Annotated in this window: 17 protein-coding genes and 1 pseudogene; 12 read left to right on the top strand and 6 right to left on the bottom strand. The window is 66.0% G+C overall.

The genetic code is table 11. The features are described 5' to 3' along the window. The first annotated feature begins 65 nt into the window (after positions 1-65). The 3 genes from B0I32_RS04620 (at position 66) to B0I32_RS04610 (ending at position 3,354) form a co-directional block, all read left to right on the top strand. On the top strand, positions 66-1,256 hold the full coding sequence (locus tag B0I32_RS04620) for a hypothetical protein (protein WP_106235233.1): 1,191 nt from the start codon (positions 66-68) through the stop codon (positions 1,254-1,256). Between the two features lie 291 nt (positions 1,257-1,547). After that, positions 1,548-2,147, top strand: a complete 600-nt coding sequence (locus B0I32_RS04615) for a chloramphenicol phosphotransferase CPT family protein (RefSeq protein ID WP_106235231.1) — start codon at positions 1,548-1,550, stop codon at positions 2,145-2,147. 709 nt (positions 2,148-2,856) lie between these two features. Beyond that, positions 2,857-3,354 (top strand): DUF402 domain-containing protein, encoded by a 498-nt coding sequence (locus tag B0I32_RS04610; protein WP_106235229.1) that lies wholly within the window; start codon positions 2,857-2,859, stop codon positions 3,352-3,354. Between the two features lie 74 nt (positions 3,355-3,428). Here the strand turns inward: B0I32_RS04610 and B0I32_RS04605 are convergent, their stop codons facing one another. Then, positions 3,429-4,070 (bottom strand): response regulator, encoded by a 642-nt coding sequence (locus tag B0I32_RS04605; RefSeq protein WP_106235228.1) that lies wholly within the window; start codon positions 4,068-4,070, stop codon positions 3,429-3,431. Further along, entirely contained in the window at positions 4,067-5,260 is a 1,194-nt protein-coding gene (locus B0I32_RS04600; protein ID WP_106235226.1) for a sensor histidine kinase, read from the bottom strand. The genes B0I32_RS04605 and B0I32_RS04600 overlap by 4 nt, the downstream gene beginning before the upstream one ends. A 113-nt stretch (positions 5,261-5,373) precedes the next feature. Here B0I32_RS04600 and B0I32_RS04595 point away from each other — a divergent pair. The 4 genes and pseudogenes from B0I32_RS04595 to B0I32_RS04580 form a co-directional block, all read left to right on the top strand. Beyond that, positions 5,374-6,027: pseudogene (locus tag B0I32_RS04595) on the top strand (ABC transporter ATP-binding protein); the annotation flags it as partial. Positions 6,028-6,089: 62 nt separating this feature from the next. Beyond that, positions 6,090-6,854: an ABC transporter permease gene (locus tag B0I32_RS04590; protein WP_106235224.1), complete on the top strand. Its 765-nt coding sequence runs from the start codon at positions 6,090-6,092 to the stop codon at positions 6,852-6,854. Continuing rightward, positions 6,851-7,366 (top strand): hypothetical protein, encoded by a 516-nt coding sequence (locus B0I32_RS57440; protein ID WP_181307005.1) that lies wholly within the window; start codon positions 6,851-6,853, stop codon positions 7,364-7,366. Before B0I32_RS04590 ends, B0I32_RS57440 begins: the two co-directional genes overlap by 4 nt. Before the next feature lie 104 nt (positions 7,367-7,470). Then, positions 7,471-8,139: an ABC-2 transporter permease gene (locus B0I32_RS04580; RefSeq protein ID WP_181307003.1), complete on the top strand. Its 669-nt coding sequence runs from the start codon at positions 7,471-7,473 to the stop codon at positions 8,137-8,139. Between the two features lie 1,279 nt (positions 8,140-9,418). Here B0I32_RS04580 and B0I32_RS04575 read toward each other — a convergent pair. From B0I32_RS04575 to B0I32_RS04565, 3 genes are all read right to left on the bottom strand, one after another. Further along, positions 9,419-11,104: a ribonuclease J gene (locus B0I32_RS04575; protein ID WP_106235221.1), complete on the bottom strand. Its 1,686-nt coding sequence runs from the start codon at positions 11,102-11,104 to the stop codon at positions 9,419-9,421. A 54-nt stretch (positions 11,105-11,158) separates the two neighbouring features. Then, positions 11,159-12,076, bottom strand: a complete 918-nt coding sequence (gene dapA / locus B0I32_RS04570; RefSeq protein WP_106235220.1) for a 4-hydroxy-tetrahydrodipicolinate synthase — start codon at positions 12,074-12,076, stop codon at positions 11,159-11,161. Between the two features lie 846 nt (positions 12,077-12,922). After that, positions 12,923-13,369 (bottom strand): GNAT family N-acetyltransferase, encoded by a 447-nt coding sequence (locus B0I32_RS04565; protein ID WP_106235218.1) that lies wholly within the window; start codon positions 13,367-13,369, stop codon positions 12,923-12,925. A 667-nt stretch (positions 13,370-14,036) separates the two neighbouring features. Between B0I32_RS04565 and B0I32_RS04560 the strand changes: the two genes are divergently transcribed. The 5 genes from B0I32_RS04560 (at position 14,037) to B0I32_RS04540 (ending at position 19,975) form a co-directional block, all read left to right on the top strand. Continuing rightward, the gene (locus B0I32_RS04560) at positions 14,037-14,753 is read left to right on the top strand and encodes a GntR family transcriptional regulator (protein WP_106235216.1); all 717 of its coding nucleotides are present in this window, start codon (positions 14,037-14,039) and stop codon (positions 14,751-14,753) included. A 1,342-nt stretch (positions 14,754-16,095) separates the two neighbouring features. Further along, a complete protein-coding gene (locus B0I32_RS04555) occupies positions 16,096-16,752 on the top strand; it encodes a JAB domain-containing protein (RefSeq protein ID WP_106235214.1) in 657 nt (218 codons plus the stop codon). 1,372 nt (positions 16,753-18,124) lie between these two features. After that, complete coding sequence (locus B0I32_RS04550; RefSeq protein WP_106235212.1) at positions 18,125-18,658, top strand: hypothetical protein; 534 nt, start codon at positions 18,125-18,127, stop codon at positions 18,656-18,658. Between the two features lie 305 nt (positions 18,659-18,963). After that, on the top strand, positions 18,964-19,452 hold the full coding sequence (locus B0I32_RS04545) for a GntR family transcriptional regulator (RefSeq protein ID WP_245955579.1): 489 nt from the start codon (positions 18,964-18,966) through the stop codon (positions 19,450-19,452). Positions 19,453-19,492: 40 nt separating this feature from the next. Continuing rightward, complete coding sequence (locus B0I32_RS04540) at positions 19,493-19,975, top strand: GntR family transcriptional regulator (protein WP_106235210.1); 483 nt, start codon at positions 19,493-19,495, stop codon at positions 19,973-19,975. Positions 19,976-20,933: 958 nt separating this feature from the next. Here the strand turns inward: B0I32_RS04540 and B0I32_RS04530 are convergent. Beyond that, positions 20,934-21,371, bottom strand: a complete 438-nt coding sequence (locus tag B0I32_RS04530) for an ASCH domain-containing protein (protein WP_106235207.1) — start codon at positions 21,369-21,371, stop codon at positions 20,934-20,936. Positions 21,372-21,700 lie beyond the last annotated feature (329 nt).

Below are 21,700 nucleotides of genomic sequence, written 5' to 3'. Positions count from 1 at the left end.
GCCATCCACACCCAAGACCACCGCCAAAGAAGACCCGCCGATCAACGGCGGCAAGGAGATGCCTGATGAACCTCGCCTACCTCTACCCATGGGACGTGGTCGGGGACCCGTCGGCTCCAGGCCGCCTGGCGGACCTCGGCGTACAAGCGGTCGCCCTGGCAGCCAGCTATCACTCGACGAGGGCAGCCACGCCGTACCACCCCGCCCACCGGGTGCTCGACGTACCGCGCCCCGCCTTCTACCTCCCGATCCGCCGCTCGTCCTGGGCCCGCCTCGTCCCCGCCGTCCCGACGTGGACCCCCGCCGACGCCTACCTCCAGGCAAGAGACGCCTTGAAGGCCGCCGGTCTCCAAGTTCACGCCTGGACCGTCCTCACCCACAACTCACACCTCGGCACGGCCAACCCCGACCTGGTCGTACGCAACGCCTTCGGCGACCCGTACCCCTATGCCCTGTGCCCGGCCCACGAGGACGTCATCGAGTACTGCGAACGGATGGTCCGGGAAATCCTCGAGGTAGGCGAGCCCGACGGCCTGATCCTGGAGGCCTGCGGCCCGATGGGTTTCGGCCACCAGAGCGTCCACGAGAAGACGTCCGGCGCAGACTGGACCCCAGCAGACGTAGACCTCCTGTCACTCTGCTTCTGCACCAATTGCGCCCCCCGCTACCCCGAAGCAACCGCAGCAGCCGTACGCGCCGCCATAGACCGCACCACCCCAGAGAACCCCGCCACAGAAACCACCGCCACAAACACCACAGCTGGAGAGAGCACCACCACCACTTCATCCACCCCGAACACCATCGAGTCGGCCCTCGGCAGCCTGACCGACGAAGTACGCGCCATCCGCGTCGGCCTCTCCACCACTCTCCGCCAACGCCTGGTGGCCCTCACCCGCACCGTCGCCCCGAACACCCCCATAACCCTGCACGCCAATCCAGACCCCTGGGCCACCGGCGCCTTCGCCCCCCTCCCCGCAGGCGAACCGAACGCCGACGTCCTGGTGGCCAATTGCTGGGGCGACCCGGCCACAGACGCCATCCGCCTGGCCCGCCTGAAGGAACTCACCACACCAGGCCAGCGAGTGGGCGCCTACGTCCTGGCCCTCCCACCCCGCCCCGCCGACCCGAACGTCCTGCTCGACCACCTCAGAACGTACGCCAAAGCAGGAGCCTCAGAGTTCCACCTCTACCACGCAGGTCTGGCCTCCCCCCAACGCCTGACCACCCTCACCCAAGCCCTGCACCTCCACACCTAACAGGTCCGGCAGTGAACACCCCAACCGCTGCCACCAGCACCGCACCGTCGCTCACGGCAACCGGCCCACCCCCAGCGACATCCGCCCCCTCATTCGCCTTGGCTCAAACATCAGCCGAAGCCGGGCACGAAGACGAAGCCCAAGCCAGACACGAAGCCGGGCACGAAGACGAAGCCCAAGCCAGACACGAAGCCGAAACCGGAAACCAAGCCGGAGACGGAGACAAAGTCGAAGCCGGAGACGAGGCTGGGGACGCGAGTACCCCTTCAAGCCCAGGCCAGAATGAAGTCCATGAGCTTCACGACACCCCGGACCGGGCAGGTCCTCCTCCTCAACGGGACGTCCAGCTCAGGCAAATCGAGCATCGCCGAGCAACTCCTGCTCGTCCTGGATCGCCCCTTCTTCCACATGCCCGTCGATGCCATCAACGCGATGCGCGCCCGCCGGCGCACTCTGGAGCTGGCCCCTGACGAACTGGCCGCCACACTGGCCCGGACCCGCGCCGGCTTCCACCGCGCAGTCGCGGGCATGGCCCAGGCAGGCAACGACCTCGTGGTCGATTACGTCCTCAGCGAGCAGTGGCGCCTGCTGGACTGCCTCACCGTCCTCAACGGCCTGGACGTCGTCTTCATCGGCGTCCACTGCTCGGAACAGGAACTGACCCGCCGGGAAAGGGCACGCGGCGACCGGCAACCCGGACAAGCAGCCACTCAACTCCGGCAGGTCCACTCCTACGGCACCTACGACATCGAATGCGACACCACCACGAACAGCCCCCGCGACTGCGCCTGGACCATCAAACAGTCCCTCGCCCAACTCCCCACCCCCCGAGCCTTCGACCGCCTAAGAACCGAATTCCTGTCCCAACCACCACAAACCCCGAATCCCTGAACCCACCGGCCCCCACGACGCGGTGTTTCCCGCGAACGAACATCACGGTCTAGCCCGCCAACTGCGACCAAACTCACGAGTAACTGCACCAACTCTTACGAACAAGCCACCACCCCACCACGCGCCGGATCATCCCTCCCCACCCCCACCCGGAACATCTGGGTGTCTGCGCCGACCAACCTCTCGCGACGAGTTGTCGCGCCCGCAACCGTGACACCTATGACAGGACACACTCGCTGGGGACGAGGGCCAGTTCCAGCCACCACGAGCCACGCCCGCGCAGCCATCAGAAGACCCCGGCCGGCTGCCAGGGCCCACGCCCGTAGTCGGTCACCAGGCGGACGGCCGCAGGAGATCCCGCTGACGGCATCCGTCGCTCAAGTGGCCGGCACCGCCATCGTTCATCTTCCACTCGGCGGAACAGCACCTGCCAGGGGGCAGCCCGTGCAGGGAGCGACCGGCACACGGAGCGGCACACGGAGCGGCCCACGCAAGGAACGGCCGGCACAAGGAGCGCCACTTGTAGGAAGCGGCCGACGCAAGGAACGGCCGACTCAGGGAGCGCAGCTTGTAGGGAGCACACCTTCTGACGTGGAGATCGGCGATCGTGACATGCAGCTCGGAGAGGGCTCCTCAAGCGCGGCACCCAACCTGATCTCGCAGAGAGCGCCTCGTGTGAGCCTTATGCAGCCCGGATAAAACACTCCCTATGACTATTGTGCGAATCGTCTATCGAAAGTACGGCGGCGCATTGCACTGGAACCACCCCGGTCGTGTGCTCGGCGAGGATGAGTACGGCATCTGGGCGACAGTCCCAGGCGGAACGGTCGCTCGCAAGGGCGACGGACCACCTGTCACCTGGGAGACAACCGCGATCATGCTGTTCCCCCGAGACGCCTGGTGGACGGCCTCCTTCAACACCCCGCCCCACAGGTCCGAGGTCTACGTCGACGTCACCACCGTCCCCGAGTGGAGGGACGACGAAGTCACCATGCTCGACCTGGACCTGGACGTGATCCGTCTGCGAGACGGCCGGCTGATCCTCGACGACGAAGACGAATTCGCCGAACATCAGCTCTTGCTGAACTACCCAACCGATCTGATCACACAGGCTGAACGAACTGCACGCTGGCTGCTCGACGCCGTAGGTGAGCGAAAAGGCCCGTTCGGCGGCGCCCATCTGGACTGGCTGTCAAAAGCTGAATGAACCCAAGAAATCACAAATGCTCAGGGCCATCCCCATAGACGTGATATTCGGCGGAAGAGCGTCCTTGTTCTCGATCACCCTGCGGTCGAGACCAAACCGCTTTCGTAGGCTGCGATGACGAGTTGTGCCCGATCTCGGGCCTCCACCTTGGCCAGCAGCCGAGTGATGTGCGTCTTCACCGTAGCCAGGCTCACCTGCAGATGCGCAGCGATCTCATTGTTCGACAGCCCCCGCGCGATCAGGGTCAGCACTTCACGCTCTCGCTCGGTGACCCCGTCCAGGCCCTTGACCCGAGGCACCGCGGGAGTACGCGTGAACTCCTCGATCAGCCGCCTTGTCACCTTCGGAGCCAGCAACGCCTCTCCACTCGCCACCACCCGGATAGCAGCAAGCAGATCCACCGGCGGCGTATCCTTCAACAAAAATCCGCTCGCGCCCGCCCGCAGTGCATCATAAACATAAGAGTCCAGGTCGAACATCGTCACTACCAGCACCCGGCAGACATCTCTAATTCGACGGGTGGCCTCGATCCCATCCATCTCCGGCATGCGTACGTCCATGAGGACCACGTCCGGACGCGCGTTCATCGCGAGGGCGACGGCCTCGCTTCCCGTCGCCGCCTCTCCCACGACCTCCAGATCAGGCTCAGAGTCGACCAGCACCCTGAAACTGCCTCTGAGCAGTGCCTGATCATCAGCCACGACTACGCGAATCATGCGACCTCCCGGTAGGGCAGTCTCGCGAACACCCGAAATCCCCGTCCGGCTACGTTTCCGGCCTCGAACGCGCCACCGTACAGCGTGACCCGCTCCCGCATCCCGATCAGACCGTGGCCAGCACCGTCAGACGGCAAGTCACGCCTCCCCGGGCCGTCATCCACAACCTCGATCCGGACATCCTCGCCATCCGCGACCACCGACACACGGCAACGCGTGGGCGCGGCGTGCTTGACGACGTTGGTGAGGGCCTCCTGCACGATGCGGTAGACCGACAGCCCCACACCGTCGGGCAACCGCTCCCACTCCGCTGCTCGCTCATGCACGTCATCGCCCTCCGACGGGCCGAGCTCGAGATCAACCTCGACTCCGGCCAGCCGAGCCTGCCCCACCAACCCCCGAATGCCTGCCGGACCAGGCGCGGGCACCCGCTCGGGCACCTCCGTCGATCTCAGCACGCCGAGCAGGTGACGCATCTCGACCAGCGCGCTCCTGCTGGCCGTCTCGATCACACGCAGCGCGTCGTGCGCCTCCTCCGGTTTGGTCGCCATGACATGGTTGGCGACCCCCGCCTTGACCGCGATCAGCCCCACGCTGTGCGTGACCACGTCGTGCAGCTCACGCGCGATCCTTAACCGTTCCTCTGTCACCGCCTGCGCCGCCAGCCGCTCCGCATCGCGGGTGGCGAAGGACCTGCGCTCCTGCACGGCCCGGCCGACGGTCCACGCCGCCCCGAGGGCGCCGATACCGAGAAGCGGCTGGTCGAGGTGCAACAGCCAGTCGGGTGCCTGGTCGCGCGGCGCGCCGGCCATCACCAAGCCCAGCACCGTGACCAGGCTGATCACCCCGATGGCCGTCGTCGGAACCACCGTCCCACGTCTGTCGGACAGGGCGACGACGTAGAGAGCATACGCCGGCGCCAGGTACGCGAAACTCATGGCGTCGGCGAGCGCGGCGAAGACCGCGAGAGCGAGCGTGAGGCAGAAGACCGTCAGCGGCCACAGTCTGCGCAGGGCCAGTGGCAGCCCCAGGCCGAGAGGAAGGGCGATCCGCATCCACGGGGGTATCGCCGTGGCATGAACCGTCACCGTCAGAGCAACGAACGCGAAGCACAGCGCCGCCACCGCGTCGAGCACGATCAGCTCGCGACGGCTCCTGCGTCGGGCGAAGAAGGGGTGCGTGTCGTCCACGCGTTGAAACGTAGCCGGTGAAGCGGTGCGCGCACGTCAACCCAGGGGTTGACCTTGAAGTTCGAACCGTGGTCCGACGCGCCGGCGGCCCGCCGTCCCGCATCCTTTACGGCGTGATCGAACTCCAACACCTCACCAAGCGCTACGGCGGCACCCTCGCCGTGGACGATCTGTCCTTCACCGTCGAGCCCGGCCATGTGACCGGGTTCCTCGGTCCCAACGGCGCGGGAAAATCGACCACGATGCGTCTGATCCTCGGGCTGGACGCACCGACCTCCGGCCAGGCCCTGGTCAACGGACGCGGCTACACCTCTCTCCGCAAGCCGATGCGCGAGGTCGGCGCCCTCCTCGACGCCGGCGCCGTCCATGGCGGGCGCAGCGCCTACAACCATCTGCTGTGCCTGGCGCGCACCAACGACATCGGCCCGAAGCGGGTGGTGGAGGTGCTGGAGCAGGTCGGGCTCGCGGGCGTGGCCCGCAAACGGGTCGGCGGGTTCTCCCTGGGAATGAAGCAGCGCCTCGGCATCGCGGTCGCGTTACTCGGAGACCCAGGGATATTGATGTTCGACGAACCGGTCAACGGCCTCGATCCCGACGGGGTGCGCTGGATCCGCGACCTGATGCGCTCGCTGGCCGCCGAGGGCAGGACGATCCTGCTCTCCAGCCATCTCATGAGCGAAATGGCGCTCACCGCGGAGCGCATCGTCATCGTCGGCCGCGGCAAGCTCATCATCGAGGCCACGGTCGCCGAGCTGACGGCGCGCTACCCTTCGCTCGAAGACGCCTACATGGCCTTGACCTCCGACAGCGTTCAATTCGGAGCGGCCCGATGAAGGCGGTCCTCTCCTCCGAATGGGTCAAGCTCCGCTCGGTGGCCTCGACCTTCCACACGATCGGCGCCGCCGCCGCGATGGTGGTCCTCGGCATCGCCTGGACCGTCTACGTGGGCGCCCTCGCCGACGAAAGGGGCATGCTCCGTGCTGCGGCTCCGGAGGAGGGCTTTCTGCCGCTCGTCCAGATGAGCCTCGCGGTGCTCGGCGTGCTCACGATCACCTCCGAGCACGCCACCGGCATGATCCGCACCAGTCTCGTCACCGTCCCCCGACGCAGCACCTTGTTCCTGGCCAAGGCCGGCATCGTCGCGCTGGCCACGTTGGCGACCGCCATGTCGGTTCTCCTGCTGACCTACGTGACGAGCCGCCTCATCGCCGGCGAACGCCACCTCGGCTTCAACGAGTCCGCCTTCACCAACGACCTGCCCATGCTCCTCGCCTCTGGTCTGTCGGTGACCGCACTGGCGCTCGTAGGGCTCGGCCTGGGCGCCGCCATGCGATCGACAGCGGGAGCGCTCGTGTCGGTCGTCTCCTTGCTGTTCGTGCTGCCCGGCGTGATCAACTACCTACCACCTCCGTGGAACACGCGTATCGCCGCACTCCTCCTACCGAATCTCGTTCCGCAGATAGCAAGCGAGCGCATGTCGTCCCGTCTCGGCGACGGTTACCTACCGCCTTGGGCCGCACTGGCCGTGCTCTTCGCCTATCCGCTCATCACCCTCACCATCGGCTATTACGCACTCAAGCGGAAAGACGCATGACCACCCGCACTTCTGTCACCGAACACGGCCGCGACCGCTATTGGCCGTCGTTCCCCCGCCTCGTCAGTCCCTCCGCACCGACCATCACCTCTCACCTGACCAGAACAATCGTCCTCGCTGCCTGTACGCAACTCGGACGCGCGCTTCTCAGCCGCTCAACGGATATGCATAGCGCCAGCTCGACCAACGACACGGCCTCGAGTACGAAAGCCGCCGCACGCCCTTTCACACCCCGAACGAGCGCCGACGCCCAACCGCTCTCGCCAGAGGGCCTGGACGCCATCGGCAGCAGCACAAACACCCACAACAACGGCACCGACGACAGCACCAACGATAGTTCCGGAACCCGAACCGGCAGCGGCAGCGGCAGCGGCAGCGGCAGCGGCAGCGGCAGCGGCAGCGGCAGCGGCAGCGGCAGCGGCAGCGGCAGCGGCAGATCTAACTCCAACAGGCCCAAGAACACCAACGACAACGCGAAGAACTGGCACGACCGCCGACGGAGGAGCGCATGAGTGTCCTCACTTCCGAGTGGCTGAAGGTCCGCTCGCTGCGCTCGACTTATCTAGTGTTGGGGCTCGCACTCAGCGCCATTCTCATGGGCCTCGCACTCGCCGTGATGGCCGCCGGCATGTACGACACGGCGTCTCTCGCCCAACGGTCGCGCGCCAGGATCGCCGACCTGGAGGAGGTGCTCGTCATGGTTCCCCAGCTCTGCATGGGGATTCTGGGCGCACTCACCATCACCTCCGAGTACACGACCGGCTTGATCAGAACCAGCCTGACCCTCGTTCCGGGGCGATGGCCGGTCCTCGCCGCCAAGTCCCTCATCGTCGGCGCGCTGGGCCTGATCGTCGGAGCGCTGACGGTCTTCGGCACCTACTTTCTGTCCCGGGAGGTGCTGGGCGACCGTTTCGCGGGCGCGTACACCACTCCCTTCCAGGACCGTCTGCCGCTTCTGCTCGCGCTCAGTCTCACGGTGCCGGTTTTCGCACTACTCGGGACGGCATTCGGAGCCCTGATCCGCTCCGCCGCGGGCGCGATAGCCGTCATCGTGGGGCTCGTCTACGTGATCCCTATGATCATCGGCAAGATCCCTGAGCCGTGGAGTGAACGCCTCGGATCACTGATGATCGGCGCGTTGCCCCGAGAGATCACCGGAGACACCATCACCACCTCGGTGTACGGCTCTCTCCTGTCCCCTGCCGCTGCCGCCATGGTCATGGTCGCGTACGCGACCCTTCCCTTGATCGCCGCCACATGGCTGGTCCGCCGAAGGGACGCCTGACCATGAACCTTCCCGGGATCTGGCCCCGTTCCGATTTCCTCGACATCGCCACCGGCCTGAGACCTGACCTCTCCGCTGGGATGGCGCATCAGCGCTCCTACATGGGATCCGCCTTCAACCATTTGCCGCCCATCAGCCGATGTTCGAGCAAGGGCATGCGGTTACGAAGAAGGTGACCGACGTCCCGCAGAGCGGCCGATGACGTCCCGGAAGAGCAGAGCATGACATCTCGGGAAAGTGGCCGATGACGTCCCGGAAGAGCGGAGGGTGACATCTCGGAGAGTGGAGGATGGCGTCCCGCACAAGGTCCGGTCCTCCTCACTCGGCCATATCCGCCCAGGCCGGTGATGCGCAGCAAATCGTTGATCCGCCGCTCGAAGGAACAGCGCCCTCGGCGAAGAAGTCGTTGCTCTCGCGGAAGACGACCATGTCCATCGGCCCCGACAGGATCGCTTCCGTTGTAGACAGCCGCACCGCTCCGGCAGCGTCGCCCCCTCAGTGTCAACGACGGCCGAATCCTGACCCTCTGACGACGCTCGCCTGGGGGTCAGTATTCACGCGTCGTCGACACTCAGCAGACAATCCACGCCACACCCGACAACGTCGCTCCCAGCAGACAACCCACACAGCAACTCGCCAACGTCGCACCCAACAGGCAACCTACGCGTCTACGCGGCAGAAAGACCTCCGCAGGAGACGGCCACACCCACCAACACCGGACAGGGCCCCGCCCACAGCATTACTCCTGCAAAGGACGACCCCGCCGTCTCCTAAGTGATCGCACGTCGGAAACGAATCCGCCGTCTCCAAGCGACTGCACGTCGGAGACGACCTCTGGCCTCTACCTAATCAACCGCCCCCTGGGGACCGAAAACCCCACCGATCCAAGAAGGCCACGTTGTCGGGGAACGACCATCTTCACCGAGCCGCGCAGATGGCAGGGCGAGCCCTACACGCAAGAAGCCAAGCATGCTGGCTTTCATCCAGAAGTGGTGCCTGCCAAGTGGTGGGGCAACCATCTGGTCGAACATCGCCAACCTGGGCGAACCAGGCTGAGCAGGCGGGGAAAGTACGCCAGGCCGAGGGACGTCACCGTGCGGATCATGCCGCATCTCTAGCTCCGGTGGGCTCAGCGTGCGGCGCGCTGCCACAGTGCGAGCCAGCCGCCGCAGCGCAGCTGCTCACGACTGCGAGTGGTACGCCGCAGCCGGAGGACGACCTCGTACGCGTACGTCCGCGGGTACGGCAGGCAGTGACACCTGCCGTACCCTCACCAAACTCAGACTTCGAGCACCACGGGGATGATCATGGGCCTGCGGCGATAGGTGTCGCTGACCCAGCGTCCCACCGTTCGACGTACGACCCGGCGGATCTCCTGCATGTCGACCACGCCATCCGCGGCCTTCTCCTCGAGGGCCCTTTGTATCTGCGGAATGAACTCGTCGAACTGCAGCGGATCGATGCCCGATCCTCGCGCGTGGATCTCCGGGCCGGCGGTGAGCTTGCCCGTGTTGGAGTCCACGACCACGACGACGGAGATGAACCCCTCGTCACCGAGGATCCGGCGGTCCTTCAGCGATGTGTCGGTGATCTCACCCACCGACGAGCCGTCCACGTAGACGTATCCGGCGTGAACCGCGCCAACGATCTTGGCGCGGCCGTCGACCAGGTCGACCACGACGCCGTCCTCGGCGATGACGATGTGGTCGTCGGGCACGCCGGTGAGAGCGGCCAGCTTGGCGTGGGCGCGCAGGTGGCGCCACTCACCGTGCACCGGCATGAAGTTCGAAGGACGCGTCAGGTTGAGCACGTACAGGAGCTCGCCCGCGGCCGCGTGGCCGGAGACGTGCACCTTGGCGTTGCCCTTGTGCACCACCCGGGCGCCCCATCGGGTCAGCCCGTTGATGACCTTGTTGACGGCCGTCTCGTTCCCCGGCACCAGCGAGGACGCCAGCAGCACGGTGTCGCCTTCGGCGATCCGGATCGGATGGTCGCGGTTGGCCATCCGAGACAGCGCTGCCATCGGCTCGCCCTGGGATCCGGTGCAGATGAGCACCACGTCCTTGGGCGGCCACTCCTCGATGTCGCGCGAGTCGACGATCAGCTCCGGCGGCACCTTGAGGTACCCGAGGTCGCGGGCCACGCCCATGTTGCGCACCATCGACCGGCCGACCAGGGCCACCTTGCGGCGGTGCTTGGCGGCCGCGTCCATCACCTGCTGGATGCGGTGAACGTGCGAGGCGAAGCTGGCCACGATGACCCGCTGCTCGGATGTCCGGATCACCTCGTCGATGACCGGCCCGATCTCCCGTTCGCTGGTGACGAATCCCGGCACCTCGGCGTTGGTGGAGTCGGACATCAGCAGGTCGACGCCCTCGGTACCGAGCCTGGCGAAACCGCCGAGGTCGGTGAGGCGGCCGTCGCTGGGCAACTGGTCCATGCGGAAGTCGCCGGTGTGCAGGACGATGCCTGCGGGGGTCCTGATGGCGACGGCCAGCGCGTCGGGGATCGAATGGTTGACCGCGAGGAACTCGCAGTCGAACGGCCCGAACGTGTGCCGCTCGCCCTCGACGACCTCGACCTTGGTCGGCTGGATCCTGTGTTCGGTCAGCTTGGCCTCGATCAGGGCAAGCGTGAGTCTGGAGCCGATGAGCGGGATATTGCGTCGCTCGCGCAGGAGGTACGGCACCGCCCCGATATGGTCCTCGTGGGCGTGCGTCAGCACCACGGCTTCGACGTCGTCGAGCCGGTCCCTGATGTACTCGAAGTCGGGCAGGATCAGATCGACACCCGGCTGGTCGGGCTCGGGGAACAGCACCCCGCAGTCAACGACCAGCAGGCGACCGTCATATTCAAAGACGGCCATGTTTCTGCCGATTTCCCCCAACCCACCGAGCGCAACGATGCGCAAGCCGCCTTCGGGCAGCATCGGCGGGGGGCCAAGCTCAGGATGCGGATGGCTCATGCCTGGCCCCCACGGTCAGATCTTGTTCTCAAAACTCCCGGTTCCTCCCCGTTCCTATGCGTCTGTCAACTTCACCCCGCCGGCTACCAGGCAAGCACGCAGCTCGGCGATTTGCTTCTCTGTCGCGTCCACGAGCGGCAGTCGTACCGGACCGGCCGGCACCCCCACCATGCCCAGTGCCGCCTTTGCCATGATCGCGCCGCCGGCGCGCAGCATGATCCCGTCCACCACGGGCGCCACCTGGCCGTGTATGGCCATCGCCTGCTCGACGTCACCGTTCTTGTGCAGGTGGATCATGCGCGCCAGTTCCGCGCCCACCACATGCCCGACAACGCTAACGAACCCGGCCGCGCCGAGGGACAGCCAGGCCAGGTTGAGCAGGTCGTCGCCGGAGTAGAAGGCGAGATCGGTCGAGGTCATCACCTGGCTCGCGGCGAAGAGGTCACCCTTGGCGTCCTTCACTGCCACGATACGGTCGTGCTGCGCCAACCGGATCAAAGTCTCGGTTTTGATCGGTACGCCACTCCGACCGGGAATGTCGTACAGCATCACCGGCAGGTCGGTCGCGTCGGCGACGGCGGTGAAATGCCGGTACAGCCCCTCTTGCGGAGGCTTGTTGTAGTAAGGCGTCACCACCAGCAGACCGTGCGCACCTGCGCGGGCTGCCTGCTTCGCGAGTTCGACGCTGTGGCGCGTGTCGTTGGTGCCGGCCCCCGCCACCACGGTCGCACGATCACCTACCGCCTCGCGGACGGCGCTGACGATGCGCTGCTTTTCCTCATCCGAGGTGGTGGGCGACTCACCGGTCGTCCCGTTGACGATCAAACCGTCGTTGCGCTGCTCATCCACCAGATAAGCGGCAAGACGTCGCACAGCCACATAATCGACCTCGCCGTCGGAGGTGAACGGCGTGACCATCGCGGTCAGCATACGGCCGAAGGGCGCGTCGGTGGTTCCAGTTGGCGATGCCATAGTGCGAACGCTACCTGGATTCAGAAAACCATTGGACGTCGCCACCCCGCTTTGCCTGCCTGGAGCCGCCTTTTGCCCCCTTTCGCCGGACGTCTCCGCCCAGCACCTCAACGGTAAGCGATGGAACCGACTCCCCCGACCATCGCCGTTGAGGCAGGCGATGTGGATCGGCGGCGTATTCGAGGCGAGGGCGCGTCAGGAGAGGTACGCGTTCAAGCACCAGGTCCTCTGGATCATTCGCCCGCGTCAGCCATCCCAGCCGGAGACGCAATCTCCGCTGCTCATGGGCAGGGCGCCCTGACGAGGCAACACGTGAGAGTCGTCGAGCCGGCAGCGGACCGAGTCGCGTCGGCGATGCAGCTCACGACCTGTTCGCCACCAGCCGAAGTGCCCTATCCCCCGGAGTCTCGGCGGCACGAACCGGCGCGCCGACCGGAGCCGACTACGCGACTGGAACACCGACACCACAACCCGATACGCCATGGCGTTGCACCCCACGAGACATCAGGCGTCGCAGCCCTTGAGCTCACTGCCACCGAACCTCAAGCAGTCCAGGACCGATCGCACCCTAGAACCGGACACCATGACCCACCTCACCTGCGCAGCCCGAAAGATCCGGGGCGCCCCGGCCGAAGGATGCTCCGATCTCCAGTCAGGAGCAGTTCGCCAGGTCGCGGCCGCCGATGTGGCATACGGCGGTGCCTGCCTCGAATCTCCCAACCGACGCGACGCTCAGCTACGAAAGTGTCACCGAGTGAACGCACTGGAGCTACAACCTGAAGGGCCACGACAGCTTCGGCTATTCGGGACCTGAGCGACATCCTCCGACAGCGACCCTTTCGTCACCTACGACGACAGTTCGATCTGGTAGCGGATGAAACCCCGGTTCTCGGCGACCTTGTCGTACAAGTGCCGTGCCGCACTGTTCGACTCATGCGTGTTCCAGTACACCCGCGAGCAGCCGCGGCTCCGAGCCCAATCCGCCACGGCTTCGATCAGTGCGCGGCCCACCCCCTTACCACGGACATCTGGAGCCGTGAACAGGTCTTGCAGGTAGCAGACGTCCGTACCGGGCGCCGAGGTGTTTCCATGGGTGAGGAAGTGTGTGATGCCGACCAACCGCCCGTCGATCCTCGCCCCGAGCGCGTGCAGCGTGGCATCGGCTTGGAACGCACTCCAGGCACGGTCGTACACCTCATCTGGCTCGACCCGCTCGTAGAAGTCGATGTACGAACGGAACAAGCCTTCCCACACATCCCGGTCAGACGGGAGCAGCCTGCCGATATCGATCATGATGCACCTTCCGGGCGCGTTGGGGCGCACGTAACCCCGTCAAACCCTGTGCGACGGGGCGAGCCTCGCACGGAGGCTGGGAACGCCTTCGAGGTCGCAACTTAGGAGAAAGGCCGCCTTTCACGTACGGCCACTCAACGGCGGTACCTGAGGACCACTTGTACTCCCTCGCTCGGCGTTCCGTCCAAGAAGGCAGGGGACGTACCGCCAGACGGAGCTCAAGAGGCGCGGACAAGAGCGCCCTGCGTTCACGAAGCGTGAGGGCCACGGCTGAAGAGAGCAGCGCGTCCCAGCAAACCGACTTCGCGGACGAGGAGCGAAGCAGCCGGCGGAGCTCTGGGCCGGCGGAAGCGGAGAGGCCGCCGAACCGGCGTTCGAGCACGTCTTGCCAAGCCCCAAAACCAGGGTCGACCAGGAGTTTTGCGCTCGCCGGGTGACACGGGCCCGGAGACGTACATGGAAGAGGTCGCCGATATGTGCTCGGGGGTACACACATCGACGACCTCTATCGGAGAATCGGCACCCCTTACATCGGCGTTACAGGGTTTCTCGGATAATTTTCCGGCATCGCAAAGTTGGGGCTCCAGCGGTCATCGATGACGGTCGGTTACCTGCCGAATACGGCAACATGGGGCAACGCCTCACACGAACCCCCAGGGATGCACTAGTGGCCACCTCAGATCCGGTCTACCTGCGCGTCGTCGAAGACATCCGGCGACAGATCACCGACGGCACCCTTCCCCCCGGCGCGCCCATTCCTTCGCGGGCGCAGCTGACCCGCAAATACCAGGTCGGCGAGACCGCCGCCCGTCACGCGCTACGTGTGCTCGCGGGCGAAGGCCTCATCATCGGCCGAGTGGGCTCGGGGCATTACGTCAGGGAACGCCCCGATCTAACCCCGCTCTACCGATGGCGCTTTCTCGATCATCCTGCCCCGTTCGCCGCCGACCTGCAGTCCCAGGGCCGGCGCGTGACCTGGGACTGGCACAGCGAGCCGGCCGAAGCAGGCCCCGACATCGCCAGGCGGCTCCGCCTGCCCGAGTCGGCCACGCTGACCAAAACGCACTACGTCTTCCGCGGGGACGGCAAACCGCTCCAACTGGCCACGTCCTACGAGCTGCGGGAGTTCGCCGCTCATTCGGACGAGGAGCGGCGGAGCCTGGTCGCGCGGATGTACGGGCATGGGATAAAGATCACCGAGATCGTCGAAAGCGTGCATACCCGCATTCCTCGCCCCGTGGAGAGCGACGCGCTCGATCTGGCGGCGGGGGTGCACGTCTTGCATGTCGAACGTACGCACTGGGCGGGCGACCGTCCGGTGGAGACGAGCGACATCGTCATCCCGGGAGATCGGTTCCGGGTGATGTACAGCATGCCCGTTTAGGGCGGGATGCTCCGGGCGGGTGGCCCCTTCTCGCCCGGAGCATCCGTTTTGACGAGGTGTTTGAGCCGCCGACGGCCCGTACGCTGGACGTTGGGCCGATTCGGCGGGACTCGCACCGCCTCTCGACATCGCCATACAGGTACGCGTGCGGAGCTGTGTGGCCCGACCGCGACCGAGGAGCAGAGGCTACGACCTCCCGGAACACGATCGCGACAGGGCGTTGGGTCAGGCCGGGACGTGTCACCCGAAACGTGCTGTACGCGCTCACCACGAAGATCGGCGCGGCTGCTTCGTCCTTGAGCCGGGCCCGTGCCGGGTGTCTTCTCGACGATTCGGCTGACCTGATCTCCGGAGCGGCGCCGGCATGAGTGTCGACCGATGGCCAGCACGTCACACAGAACGGCCTTCCCTCTGAGGACGCTTTGCCTCTGCGTCTTCTCCGTCGGCCGCCGGACGCGGAAGTCGGCAGGCGAATTCTCGCGAATGGGATAGTTTCTCACCCCCGTTCGATTCTGTTCGGCCAGGAACACACGCCGAGATCCTTGGTCCGTCACTCGGTGGTACGTCATCACGTCGGGATTTCCCGTACATTGCGCTGATCAGCGGGAAATGCGACCGCAGTCCCGTTCACGGAGTAGACGGAGAAGCGAAAAGCAGTACCCCGCTGCTAGTTACGGATTACGCTTCTGTCGGGCAGGGGCGCCATGCAGAGATCCACCCCCTTCAATTGGCCGCTCCTGCCTCCATGTGTTCGCGCATCCCGAATTCGCCGCGGTCTCTGGCTGTCCGGAACGGCTATCCGAACACGAAACGTATCGACGCTTTTGTGAGCAGCGGCTCAGCCCCTCCCCCGTGAGCCTGTCCGGATATTTCCGGAATTCACGAATCGAGTGCCGTCCTCCTGGAGCGTGACGTACCTCGAAGCCGTGCAGCATCCCGGCTGAGCCTCGTCCCCCAGGTAGACGACGCAGAACGAGATCATTGGCGCCACTCGGCGAGGCCATGCAGTGTCCCGGCTCAGCCTCGTTCCCCCAGGGGGACGACGTGCGGCGAGACACAGCCGCCACGGGCCGCCCCTTCACCAGAGGGAGGGTCGGCCGCCGCTCGCGGCGGCCATGGCTCGCCGCAAGCCGGGCCGCGTCAGCGACGGACGACATCACCACGCCGTCCGCCGAACGCGCCACGTGCCTGCCTGATTCCGCACGTGCATGAGGGCGACAACCCACGCGCCCGCTCCCTCCTAACGGTGGGACGTTGCACGCATATCGTGCGATCGATCCCGGCGAATGCGCAGGTCAGAGATTGTCGGTGCGGGTTGATACAACGGTTGCGGAGGTTGCCGATGCGAGTCAAAGACCTGTCCGAGCGCGACCGACCGCGCGAACGGCTGATGGCTTCTGGTCCCGCCGCACTGGCGGACCGAGAGCTGCTGGCCGTCCTGCTCGGCTCGGGGTTCCGCGGGGCGAGCGCCCTCGACCTGGCCAGCCAAGTGATCGAGCACTGTGGAGATCTCGATGGGCTCGGCCGTTCCGACCCGCACCGGTTACTGGCCCTGCACGGCATCGGGCCGGCCAAAGCCGCGCGGGTGACGGCGGCCTTCCAGCTGGCGCGCCGGGCCGAAGCATGTCCTGAGCGTACGCGGATCACCAGCACGTCCGATCTGGCGTACGCGTGTGAGCCGCTGGTGCGTGACTGCACCCAGGAGAGGCTGGTCCTGGTCGTGTGCGACACCGGCGGACGGGTGTTGAAGCGGGCGGTGATGACGGAGGGCTCGAGCGATCACACCGTGATGCCCGTACGTGAGGTCATCACAGAAGTGCTCACGACCGGCGGGGCGATGTTCGGGCTTGCCCACAATCATCCCGGCGGGTCGCTGGAGCCGAGCTTGGATGACCTGGAGGCGACGGCCAGGCTCATCGAAGCCGCACAGACCGTCGGGCTGCGGTTTCTCGACCACCTCATCATCACGGATGGAGCCTGGAGGCGGATTCCCACCTAAATCAATGGCAGCGCACATCAGGAGGTCGGCGCGCTGCAAAGGGAATGATCCTGGATATAGCGTCGAACCGTGGTTTTCCAAGGGGTGCCCATGAGAATCTAATGGCGCGGGAAGGCCGTTATGGACGTCAGCCGGCCACAACTCGCCATGGCGTGGCACCATGCTCCTGGTAAGCACGGGGTCACGTCCATGGTCTTGCACGATCCGTTGAAACCCATTCTCGCCATATTGGAGGATATGGAGGGTACGGGTGGACACATTTGGCTGGATCAGGCAAGACGCACGGTACGTCAGCGATGACGTCCCGAAACGGGTCATTGCCAACGGTGTCCGGTTCGCTTTATGCGATGGCAATGGCGCGAATGGGGCGCTCGCCCGTACCTGCGCCACCGGCCGGGGACGTGTTTCCCGTCCGGTGGCGCGTGGGGGCGGCAGGTTGTGTTCGTCAGGTTGCACCCGTGGCCTTCACCAAGGGTCGCAACAGAAAGTCGGAGTCACCGGTTAGGGGCCCCTTCACTAAACGGTGCCTCAGGCGGCACACTGTTGTCTGCGGCCATCGCGATGATGTCCCTTGAACTGCGTCTTCAAGGGACCGCGATGGCCGTCACCATTTCCACCCCCTGCTCCAGCGCGGCGTCTCGGCGGGGGATGGGTGATCGGATCGCTCGCGGGCCGCGGGCCACGGGCCAGTGTCCGGTGGTCTATGGGCTGGCGTCCTGCTGTTCATGGACTGGCGCCCGGTGGTCCACGGGCCGAGGCCCCAGCGGTTCGTGAGCCGGCGTCCGGCGGTCAACAGGCTAGGGTCCTGGCTATTCGTGAGCTGCCCTCCGGCCGTTCATGAACCGACGCCCCGTGGTCCCCGGGCCAAGGCCCCAGCGGTTCGTGAGCCGGCGTCCGGCGGTCAACAGGCTGGAGTACTGGCTGTTCGTGAGCTGGCGTCCAGCGGTCTATGGGCTGGGGTCCCGACGCTGCTGGGCTGATGTCGATGGTTCATGAGCTGGCGTCCGGCCGTTCATGGGCTGGCGTCCGGCGGTTGATGGGGCGGCGTCCGCGCGTGCATGCCACATGCCGTGCTACGTCGCACCGGCACCCACCAGGATCAGCCGCCGCAGCTGATGTAGATGCCCGGGCGGTGCGAAATGCTCCGGGTGCTGCCGGCACTGCCGTGGGTGCTGCAGGTGAGTGCTGCCAGGTGTTCTGCGGATGCTCGGTGTTGTTGGCGCTTTCACAACAGGCGCGGGCCCTTCCGCCAGGGTGGCTAACCACGCCTTCCTGCTGGGCGAGGATCTGGTCGTCCGCATCCCGCGGGCCGAGCGCTTCCTCGCGGACCTTGTCCAGGAGGCCGAGGTCATCCCGGTGGCCGTGAGCGCGAGTGCGGACGCCGCGGTTCGTCGCCTTCGACAACACATGCTCGGTGGTGGACGTGCCGTACGGGGACCTGCCGTACGGGGACGTGCCGTACGGGGACCTGCCGTACGGAGACCTGCCGTACGTGGTGCTGGACCAGGAGCACGACGACGATCTCGCACGCCTCGACCTGTCCGTCGACCGCGCCGTCGGAGTCCTGCACCAGATGCGACGAGAACTGGTCCGGCTGCACCGCGCACGCGGGACCGCCGAGCCGGAGCTGACGGCCGTCCCCGTGCAGGACAGCGCCGTAGACGGGCGGGCCCTCACCGAGGACCTTGACGCGGCCGACCGGCCCGACACCGAGGCCGCCTGCTGGCTGACCCGCTGGACCGGCCGCCTGGCGAAGCAGCTCCTCGCTGGCCCGCCCCTCGTCCTGGTGCACGGCACCCACGCGCCGCAGAACCTACCCATCTCCACCCGGAAACGTCCTGTCTCAGCAGGATGTGCTGCAGGCGGTGAGGTGTCTGGGAGGACATCCTCTAATGATCTTCCGTAGAGGGGTGTGGCTTCTTTCCGCTCGGCCTCTCTTGCTCAGATCGGCTATGTGCGCCGATCCGTCGTTCGGCGAGACCCATGAGGACCTTTGGGCGCGTGTGGATCGCTGGCTAGGGCTGTTCTGGGGTGGACGCACGGGACGGCCCCAGGCAGCCTCGCCCTCGGCTTGGGTCTCGGTCGTGTTGGCTGTGGCCGGCATCGGGCTTGATCTCATTCCTTCTTGCCGATGTAGCTCGGCTGGTGTGGCTGGGCCGGGGGCGGCGGTGGGGCGGTGAAATGGACAGTTGAAATGTTTATAATCCGGGCGTGCTCGATCGTATGGATCCCGTGCCGCTCTATCAGCAGGTCGCCGGCCTGATCCGTGGTCAGATCGAACGTGGGGTGCTTCGACCGGGCGATGCCCTTCCGAGTGAGGCCGCGCTCGAGGAGCACTATGGCATCGCTCGGACAACCGCCCGTCGGGTCGCCAGGGAGTTGCGGGAGCGAGGGCTGGCGTACACGGTTCCGGGGGAGGGTACGTACGTCGGTCGGCCGGGCATTCCTCGCATACCAAGGAAGGTGCCTATATATCGGCGTATCGCTGGAGAAGTTGTCGAACGGATCCGGCGAGGTGAGATCCCGCCCAACTGCGCTATTCCCGGCGAGAAAGTGATGATACGGCAATATGGCGTCGCGAAGGTGACGGTGCGGCAGGCCGTCGCGCATCTGCGGGAGCAGGGGTGGGTCTTCACCGTGCCGTATAGAGGTACATTTGTGGCCGAACCGGAAAAGTGGCCCGGGAATCAGGGCTCTTGATTGCCCTGTCTTTGACGGGGGCGTTGGATAACCTTGTAGCGTGCCGAATCGCGAGGGCGAAACGTACCTATATCTCCAGATCAGCGAGGTCATCAAGGCACGCATCGTTGCCGATCTTGCGCCTGGAGATCTTGTGATCAGCGAGGCGGGGATCCAGCAGGAGTTCAAGGTCGCTCGTACGACCGCGCGCAGGGCGATTCGTGTTCTGCGCAACCAAGGGCTGGTGCACACGCGGCAAGGAGAGGGGACATTTGTCAACGCTCCCGGCCAGACCGGACCATCAGGCAGGCAGACGCCGTTCTATCGGTACATCGCCGATGAGCTGAGAAAGCGGATCAGAAGCGGCGACCTGGTGCCGAGTAAGCCGCTTCCGAGCGAGGTCGATCTGGTGCGCGAATTCCGTGCGGCACGTGAGACCGTACGGCGGGCTCTTACGTTGCTCCGGGAGGAGGGGTGGGTGTACAGGATTCCGCATCGTGGCAGTTTCGTCGCCCCAGTGGAGCAGTGGCCGGTATCGGAGTGACGCGGTAACGGCGTCATGAGTGAGGCGCTCTTCTGCCTGCCCGTCCCTTTTATGTGGTTGGCCCGACCCGTTCGTTCTCCTGCGAGCCAGCCCGTCCGTCGGCCTGTTGGTGCTTATGCGTGGGTACGTCTCTCCGCCTGCGCGTCGGTCCGTCGGTCCGCCTGCGCATGCGTCCGTCGGTCCGCCTGCCTGTTCGTCCGGCGGCCACGCTCGGCGGGTTCGACAGCCCCCTCGGGGCGGTCGCCGGCGGGCTCATCATCGGCGTCGCGGACTCCGCTTGCCCGTTGTCCGACCGGACGGTTGATCGCTCGGGTGGTGGAGCGGGCGGACGGCGGAGGGGGCGGACGGCGGGGTATATGTCCGAGTGGGCGCACCTGCCGCCAGGCGGGAGGGCTCACCATCGGCACGGCGGATGGACAAGCGGACAAGCAGGCGTTTCGGGCGGGTAGGCGAACATTCGGGCGCGCGAGCGGGTGACCGAAGAGCGCGTGAGCGGCTGCCTAAGAGCCCGCGAACGGCTGCCTAAGAGCGCGCGAACGGGTGATCAAAGGGCGGGCGAGCGGGTCACCGAAGGGCGGCGAATGGAGGCGGAGGAGGGCAACGGGTGCACGCCGAGGAGGAAGCACTCAGGGCGGCTGTGGCGTCGACGCGGCAGGTGACAGGGGTATCGGTCGGGCACCGTGTGCCTGGCTGATCCACGGTGGGACGTCTCTCTCGAATCGCGAGACGGCGTCGCAGCGGCCCTGAGGCTGGGGCCGCAGACAGTAGAGGGAACGGCCTCAGGCTTGTTCCATGGCGGGGCGTCTCTCAGGAACGGTGGCCCAAGGCTGGGTTCACACTGCCATCCCGGCGGAGCGGTGTCTCGGGCCCGTGAGCGGGGCGGCGTCATGTTTGCTCGGTGGTCGACCTCTCCGACGAGCGTGCGGCGTCGCGGGTCGGGGAGCGAGCGAGAGCGGGGTTATGTAGGTGGGGCTGGATCACTGTTCGGCGATTCGTCCGCGCGCGACACGACCCGGTACCAGAGGCACACAACCGTAGTGTCGTGGCTTACTTCGTACCCCTGCTCCGCCCAGTAGCGGCGATGCGTTTCTCGCCAGTCCTCTGTTGAGCTGTACCCCTCGCCCTCCGCCTGGGCGAACTCCCAGGTCACTTCGGCGAACGGCGTCGGCTCCACTCGTGTGATCTCGATCTCCCCGGCGCGTTTTCCGGAGGAGTCCACCAGGACGAGTCTTTCCCCGACCTGCTCCAGGTCCTCGCCCTCGGCCTCGTAGTCGAGTGGCAGCAGGCCGGCTGTGGCCGTCTTGGCGCCTGACAGGGTCAGGTCGGTGAGCCAGGTGCGGAGTTTGCCTGGAGTGCCCAGTTCGAGGACCCTGAGCCCGTCTATGCGCGGCCACATGAGGTCATCCTAGAAGTCGCCACATGATGGCATGTCATCGTGCGAGCGCCATCCGACAGTCCGTGGAACGCCGCTCGATGTCGTCCCGACTCCCGCCGCCGAAGCCAGCACAGATCTCTGCCGCGAGTGGACTTCCGCGGGCCGGCTGAGCTCATGGAGGTGGTCACTTCTGGACGCCGTGAAGGGCTGCTCTCTTGGGTTCGATCGGCTCTCGCTGCGCATCGGTCAGGTCGGAGGGTTCCGGTGGCGATCAGGTCAGGGGTTCCGGTGGGATTTCAAAAGCATTTGGCCGCTCTGATCGCATTCGCGCCAGTCGTCACGTCGCCGTG

It is taken from the genome of Nonomuraea fuscirosea, assembly GCF_003001935.1.
GTDB lineage: Bacteria > Actinomycetota > Actinomycetes > Streptosporangiales > Streptosporangiaceae > Nonomuraea > Nonomuraea fuscirosea.
Note: the sequence above shows the minus strand (reverse complement) of the source record. Positions and strands in the feature narration are given on the sequence as shown.